This window comes from Kitasatospora sp. NPDC059462, from assembly GCF_042749955.1.
Classification (GTDB): domain Bacteria; phylum Actinomycetota; class Actinomycetes; order Streptomycetales; family Streptomycetaceae; genus Kitasatospora.
In genome coordinates this window covers 1-7,218 of record NZ_JBHYUU010000285.1, presented here as the reverse complement: position 1 = coordinate 7,218, position 7,218 = coordinate 1, and the positions used below count along the sequence as shown (strand labels likewise).

Genomic DNA, 7,218 nt, shown 5'->3' with positions numbered 1-7,218 from the left:
CACGCGCTACGACAAACGCGGCTACGTCTACCTCGGCACCGTCACCGCAGCCGCCCTCGTCATCTGGCTCCGCACATGATCGACCGGACAAGTCCCTACGGCATCTGCCACGCCGTCATCACCGGCCTGGGCGCCAGCCCCGGCCTCGGCTTCGTCCACACCGGACTGGCCACCTCGTTCGTCCTCGACATCGCCGACCTCTACAAGGCCGAGTTCACCATCCCCCTTGCCTTCGACCTCGCCCAGCGGGGCCACACCGAGGAACGCGACGCCCGCCTCGGCCTGCGAGACCGCATCGCCGAGGACAAGCTGCTCGGCCGCATCGTCCACGACGTCAAGACCCTCCTCAGCCCGGAGGGAACCGACATGCCCGACGTCGAGGCCAACGAACTCTGGGACGAACGCGTCGGAACCGTCCAGGGCGGCGTCAACTGGGCGGGCAGCGAAGGAGCGTCAGTGGTGGCCGGTGTCTCCGACCCGGGCATGGGCGACGAACACCTCGCCATTATCGGCCCGGAGTTCACCGAGGACACGAGCAGCCCATGACCGTCATCATCCTCATCGCCGCTCCCGAAGGCCTCCGCGGACACCTCACACGCTGGATGGTCGAAGTCAACGCCGGTGTCTTCGTCGGCACCCCCAGCCGCCGCATCCGCGACCGCCTCTGGGACCTCCTCGCCACCCGCATCGGCGACGGCCAGGCCGTCCTCGTCGAACCCGCCACCAACGAACAAGGCTGGACCGTCCGCACCGCCGGCAAGGACCGCTGGAAGCCCGTCGACTTCGACGGACTGATTCTCTCAGCCCGATCCCGCCGATAGACCCGCAGGTCACGAAGTGTCGGCCCCGCGCCCGCGGGGATTGCTCCAACCAGCCGATTGTCGGCCCTTTCTCCGGGTGGTCGGCCCCGCGCCCGCGGGGATTGCTCCGTCGGGCGGTCGGCGCTCGCATCCTGCACCTGGTCGGCCCCGCGCCCGCGGGGATTGCTCCAGCAGGCGGCCGGCGGCTCGATCCGGGCCCGCGTCGGCCCCGCGCCCGCGGGGATTGCTCCGGGCCGAACAGCGGGCGACCGCCGCCGAGCACGTCGGCCCCGCGCCCGCGGGGATTGCTCCGAAGCCGGCCGGCAAGCCGAGGTCAGCAAGCTGTCGGCCCCGCGCCCGCGGGGATTGCTCCCACGGTACGGCCGTCGCCACGGCGGAATTCCAGTCGGCCCCGCGCCCGCGGGGATTGCTCCGCCGCCCGGCGCGCGGCCATCGCCCGCAAGGGGTCGGCCCCGCGCCCGCGGGGATTGCTCCATCCCTCCGGCGGCGGATGACTGGCCGGGATCGTCGGCCCCGCGCCCGCGGGGATTGCTCCCGCACGCTGTGCGAGCGGGCCCGGGTCGCACGGTCGGCCCCGCGCCCGCGGGGATTGCTCGAAGGCCGGCTCTTCCTCGGCCAGCTCGTGCAGGTCGGCCCCGCGCCGACACCGGCTCCGAGGACGGCGCCCGCCAGCCCCCACGACCACCCGGTGACCCCGGCGGCCGGAGAGGTGCCCGAAAGGGCCTTCTCCGGCCGTTCCGCTTGGCCCGCCCGGACCGGGGGTGGTCGAATCGCCTTCCCCGTCCGTCGCGGCCACTCACCCACCGGGAGAAGCATGTCCCTTCCGTCCCGCCACCGCAGGACCACCGTCGGCGCCGCCGCCGTCACCGCGCTCGCGCTCTCCTGCGCCTGGGCCACCGCCGGCAGCTCCGCCGCCGACACCGGCACCGTCCTGTGGACCCCGAGCACCGCCCAGGGCCCGTCCTCCTTCGCCGCCGTCCAGTGCGCCCAGGGCGGCTTCGGCGTCGTCACCGACCCCGCCAAGGGCCGTGTGTGGCGGGCCTCCCAGGCCGCCGGCGAGGAGCGCTGCGAGACGCTGAGCCCCGACCTCGGGGAGGGCGACACCTTCTACCTCGGCTGGTCGTCCAAGGTGGACATCAAGGACACCAACAGCCGCTACGTCTTCCAGCTGAAGTGCTCGCCCAGCACCGGCACGGCCAACCACCCGATCGAGATCGACGCGACGACCGGGCGCATCCGCCTCCAGGAGTGGGACACCGCGCACGTCGCGCACACGCTGTGGACCGCGCCGACCGCCAACGACCAGTGGCACTCCTACGCGCTGAAGATCCGGCTGGGCCGCACCGACGGCACCATCGACTTCTGGTTCGACGGCGTCAAGCAGACCTTCACCACCGGCTCCGGCACCTTCACCGGCACCACCTGGGACGGCGACCGCAACTACCTCAAGTGGGGCTCCTACCACCTCTCCACGGGCGCCGCGACGAACACCTTCACCAGCCCGGTCATGGCGACCACCCTGGAAGCGGCCACCGCCGGTTCCTGAGGCCGCCCCGGCCCGTACGCTACGGGCCATGACGCACACACCAGCGGTACGGCGGCCCGGGCTGGCCGAGCACCTGCGCGACAAGGGCGCGGCCATGCGCGACGCCGCCCGGCGGCGGCCGGACAGCGCGGACTGGGAGGAGGAGGTCGGCGCGGTCTGCGTGGCCGACGACGCCACCGGGGTCCGCAAGGTCAGGGTGGGGGACTGGTCCCTCATCGGCGACGGCGGGCCCGACATCGGCGGGTTCGGCCTCGGCCCGTCCTCGCCCGAACTGTTCTGCGCGGTCGTCAGCACCTGCCTGACCCACACCATCCTGTGCGTCGCGGCACTGGCGGACGTCCCGCTGGACCGGGTCGAGGTCCGGGTCGGCGCCCGCAACAACGACGCCCGGTTCTTCGGCGTGCCGACCGACGCACCCGCCGTGCCCTACGACCTGACGGCGGAGGTCGAGCTGCGCGGCCCGGCCGAGCCGCAGGCGCTGGCGGAGCTGCTGGCCACCGCGGACGCCCGCTGCCCGATGCTGCGCCTGGTCCGCGCCGAGCACAGCGTCACCGTCCGGCTCGCCGCGGACGCCCCGGGGGAGCTCCCCGCGGGGGACTGACCCGCCCGGCCGCCGCCCTGTTCCCCGGCCCGCCCGGGTGCCGTACCGTGCCGCACATGGCGAACTCGTCCTCCCGGCACGACGTCGTGATCGTCGGCGGCGGCCACAACGGACTGGTGGCGGCGGCCTACCTCGCCCGCGCCGGACACCGGGTGCTGCTCCTCGAACGGCTCCCGGCGCTCGGCGGCGCGGCGGTGTCGGCCCCGGCGTTCACCGGCGTGGACGCCCGGCTCTCGCGCTACTCCTACCTGGTGAGCCTGCTGCCGCGGAAGGTGGTGCGGGAGCTCGGGCTGCGCCTGGAGCTGCGACGGCGCCGGATCGCCTCCTACACCCCCACCGTCCGCGACGGGCGGCCCACCGGACTGCTGGTCGACGCGGCCGACGCCGGCCGCACCCGCGAGTCGTTCCGGGCGCTGACCGGCGACGACCGTGCATGGGAGGCCTGGCGGCGCTTCTACGCGATGACCGGCAACGTCGCCGAGCGGGTCTTCCCGACCCTCACCGAACCGCTGCCCGGCCGCGCCGAACTGCGCCGGCGGGTCGGCGACGACGCGGCCTGGACGGCCCTGTTCGAACGGCCGCTGGGCGAGACCGTCGAGCAGGCCTTCGCCGACGACCTGGTGCGCGGCGTGGTGCTCACCGACGCGCTGATCGGCACCTTCACCCACGCCCACGACCCGTCGCTGCGCCAGAACCGCTGCTTCCTCTACCACGTGATCGGCAACGGCACCGGCGACTGGGACGTCCCGGTCGGCGGCATGGGCGCGGTGACCGACGCCCTCGTGACGGCGGCCCGGGCGGCCGGGGCCGAGCTGCGCACCGGCTGCGAGGTCACCGCCCTCGCCACCGACGGCACCGGCGAGGCCGAGGTGAGCTACCGCCACCGCGACGGCGAGGCGGTGGCGGCGGCCCGCCGGGTCCTGGTGAACGCCGCCCCGGCCACCCTGGCCCGGCTGCTGGGCGAGGAACCCGGGCCCGCGCCGGAGGGCGCCCAGCTGAAGGTCAACATGGTGCTGCGCCGGCTGCCGCGGCTGCGCGACCCCGCCGCCGACCCGCGCGAGGCCTTCGCCGGCACCTTCCACATCGCCGAGGGCTACCGGCAGCTGGAGACCGCCTACACCGAGGCGGCGGCCGGCCGGATCCCCTCCGCACCGCCGTCCGAGATCTACTGCCACTCCCTCACCGACCCCTCCGTCCTCGGCCCGCAGGCCGTCCGGCAGGGGTGGCAGACCCTCACCCTGTTCGGCCTGCACCTGCCCGCCCGGCTGTTCGCCGACCCGGCCGCCAAGGAACACGCCCTGGCGGCGAGCCTCGCCAAGCTCGACGAGGTGCTCGCCGAGCCGATCGCCGACTGCCTGGCCCCCGACGCCGACGGGCGGCCCTGCCTGGAGGCGAAGACCCCGCTCGACCTGGAGCGGGAGCTCGGCCTGCCGGGCGGTCACATCTTCCACCGCGACCTCGCGTTCCCGTTCGCGACCGGGGAGCCGCGGGGCGCCGCCGCCCGCTGGGGTGTGGCGACCGCGCACCCGAACGTCCTGCTCTGCGGCGCGGGAGCGCTGCGGGGCGGCGGCGTCAGCGGGATCCCGGGACACAACGCGGCCCGCGCCGTCCTGGAGGAGCTGCCCCGGTAGCCGCTTCCGGGAACGGCCCCGCCCCCCCGGCCCGGAATCGAAATCGGGCTGTTCGCTCCAGGCTCGCCCGGAACCGCCGAGGTTGATCGGCCGCGGGCGACGGGGCAGGATCCGTCGCCATGAGAGCCCCCTGGAGGACAGCCAAGTCCTTTGTCGGAAAGTCGAGTTCACTCAGCTGCCCGCCTCCCGGACAGGCCGCCCGCCGGCTCGTCCGGGCGTGCGAGGAGGCGGCCGCATGAGCGCTCCGACCCCCACCACCGGTCAGGCCGACGCGGCCGACGGCGCCGACGACTCCGTGATGATGGAGTGGCAGCCCCCCGGCAGCGACGCCGAGATCATCGACGGCACCAAGACCACCCTGCGCGCCACCGCCCGCGCGCTGCCCCGGCTGCTCGCCCTCGCGCTGCGCCTCGGCCGCCGGGCCGACCGGCCCGCCCTCGCCGTCCTGCTCGGCTGCGCCGCCGCCTCCGCGGCCGCCCAGGCCTTCGGCCTGCTGGCGACCACCGGCATGATCACCCATCTGGTGGCCGGCACCGACTCCTTCGCCGACCGCCTGGCCCGCTCGGCCCCCTCCGTGGCGTTCCTCGCCGCGATGTCCGGGACCGCCGCCCTGCTGCGCATCGCCGGGGAGTGGGCCGCCGAGCGGATCGGACCGAAGATCGCCCGGGCCGCCGAGCTGGAGCTGATCGACGCCGCGACCCGCGCCGAACTCGTCGCCTACGACAACCCCAGCTTCCAGGCGGCCTGGGACGCCGGCGACCGCGGTGCGAGCGCCACCCGCGACCTGCTCTCCCAGGCGCGCGACGTGATCGGCCACACCGCCGGCCTCGCCGCGGCCGGGATCGTGATCGCCACCGTCCACCCCGTGCTGCTCCCGCTGCTCGTCCTCGCGGTGATCCCGCAGGCGCTGGCGCGCACGGCGGCGGCCAACGCCTTCTACCGGGCGATGATGTCCACCTTCGGCGCGACCCGGGCGGCGAACGTGCTGCGCTGGTTCCTGTGCGACCGCCGGCTGGCCGCCGAGGTCCGCTCGAACACCGTCGCGCCGTTCCTGCTGCGGATCCACGGGCGGGCGGTCGCCAAGGTCACCGAGGCGAGCGACACCGCCGCCCGCCGCGGCGCCGTGCTCGGCCTCTACGGGGCGGCGGCGTCCGGCGTGGGGGCGTGCCTGGTCTGGGGCGGCCTCGCCTGGCTCCTCGCGGACGGCCGGGTCACCCTGGCGTCGGCCGGCACGGCGGTGATCGCGCTGCGCTCGGCCGCCGCCGACCTGCACACCGCCGCCGACTACAGCGCCGCCGTCCACCGCACCGGCCTGTACGTGGGGGACTGGCAGAAGTTCATCGCGATGGCCCGCGCCCAGCGGCTGGACCGCGGCACGCTCGCCCCGCCGGCCGATACGGCGGTGATCGAGGCCCGGGGCGTCACCTTCAGCTACCCGGGATCGGACCGGGCGGCCCTCAAGGGCGTGGACTTCCGGGTCCGCCGGGGTGAGATCGTCGCCGTGGTCGGCGTCAACGGGGCGGCGAAGTCCACCCTGATGAAGCTGCTGTGCGGCCTGACCCTGCCCGACGGCGGGACGGTGACCTGGGACGGCGTCGCCACCCGTGATCTCGACCCCGACCTGCTGTGGCGCCAGACGGCGCTGGTGCAGCAGGACTTCGCGCACTGGCCGCTGACCGCGCGGCAGAACATCACCCTCGGCCAGCCGGGCGGACCCGGCGACGGCCCCGTGCTGGAGGCGGCGGCCGCCACCGGCGCGGACGAGGTGATCGCCGAGCTGGAGCACGGCCTGGACACCCTGCTGGCCAAGGAGTTCTGGGGCGGCGCCGAGATCAGCGAGGGCCAGTGGCAGCGGGTGGTCACCGCGGCCGCCTTCCACCGGGCCAGGTCCGGCACGCTGCTGATCCTCGACGAGCCGACCAGCGCCATGGACCCGAGGGCCGAGCACCGGATCTTCGCCGGTCTCGCGGACGTCGCCCGGGACTGCGCGACGGTGCTGGTCACCCACAACCTGGAGAACACCAGGGTGGCGCACCGGATCGTGGTGCTCGACCACGGCCGGGTGATCCAGGAGGGGACCTTCGAACGGCTGGCCGCCGAACCCGGGATGTTCGCCGACCTGCGGGCCCTGCAGCACGACCGGGCCGCGACCGTGCCCGCGCAACGCTCGGACACCACGGGAGGGAGCCCGCGTTGACGCGCGGGGCCGAGTCGATGCCGACCCGGGGCCGTTCCGGCGTGCCGGTGTCCGCCCCGTCCGGTCGTCCGTGGGGCTCCGTGCGGCCGCGCTGCCGCCCGTCCCGGTCGAGCGGTGGCCGGAGGGGCGGCAGCGCGGCTCAGCCACGGGCGAACCAGGGGGCCGGCTCGCCGGCCGTCGCCTTCTCCAGCAGCAGCACGTCGTTCGGGGGCAGCGGGGGAGGGCGGTCAGCGGGAACCAGGTCACGTCGAGCGACTCGTCGTCGTGCCGGGCAGGGCCACAAGGACCCCTGGTCCGTGTCCGCCGACCGCCCGGACGGGGGGGTGGGGGGGCGGCCGGGGGGGGGGGCGGCGGGGCGGGGGCCGGCCCGCCCGTCCGTCGCGCGGGTCGCGCCCGGTCTCAGTGGGTCAGGAGGAACCTGG

6 protein-coding genes and 1 CRISPR repeat array are annotated in these 7,218 nt (G+C 75.3%); all 6 genes read left to right on the top strand.

Annotated elements, in window-relative coordinates; genetic code table 11:
• Positions 1-75: 75 nt before the first annotated feature.
• Positions 76-546, top strand: a complete 471-nt coding sequence (locus ACFXAM_RS36770; protein ID WP_380298054.1) for a hypothetical protein — start codon at positions 76-78, stop codon at positions 544-546.
• A complete protein-coding gene (cas2e, locus tag ACFXAM_RS36765; RefSeq protein ID WP_331744407.1) occupies positions 543-821 on the top strand; it encodes a type I-E CRISPR-associated endoribonuclease Cas2e in 279 nt (92 codons plus the stop codon). The genes ACFXAM_RS36770 and cas2e overlap by 4 nt, the downstream gene beginning before the upstream one ends.
• Positions 822-839: 18 nt before the next feature.
• A CRISPR array of direct repeats spans positions 840-1,478; the repeat unit is 29 nt; unit sequence GTCGGCCCCGCGCCCGCGGGGATTGCTCC.
• A gap of 157 nt (positions 1,479-1,635) precedes the next feature.
• Positions 1,636-2,367 carry a hypothetical protein gene (locus ACFXAM_RS36760; RefSeq protein ID WP_380298052.1) on the top strand — a complete coding sequence of 244 codons (732 nt, stop codon included), beginning with the start codon at positions 1,636-1,638 and terminating at the stop codon, positions 2,365-2,367.
• Positions 2,368-2,395: 28 nt separating this feature from the next.
• Positions 2,396-2,968 carry an OsmC family protein gene (locus ACFXAM_RS36755; protein ID WP_380298050.1) on the top strand — a complete coding sequence of 191 codons (573 nt, stop codon included), beginning with the start codon at positions 2,396-2,398 and terminating at the stop codon, positions 2,966-2,968.
• 56 nt (positions 2,969-3,024) lie between these two features.
• Positions 3,025-4,599, top strand: a complete 1,575-nt coding sequence (locus ACFXAM_RS36750) for a phytoene desaturase family protein (protein ID WP_380298048.1) — start codon at positions 3,025-3,027, stop codon at positions 4,597-4,599.
• 235 nt (positions 4,600-4,834) lie between these two features.
• On the top strand, positions 4,835-6,796 hold the full coding sequence (locus tag ACFXAM_RS36745) for an ATP-binding cassette domain-containing protein (RefSeq protein ID WP_380298046.1): 1,962 nt from the start codon (positions 4,835-4,837) through the stop codon (positions 6,794-6,796).
• Positions 6,797-7,218: the final 422 nt, after the last annotated feature.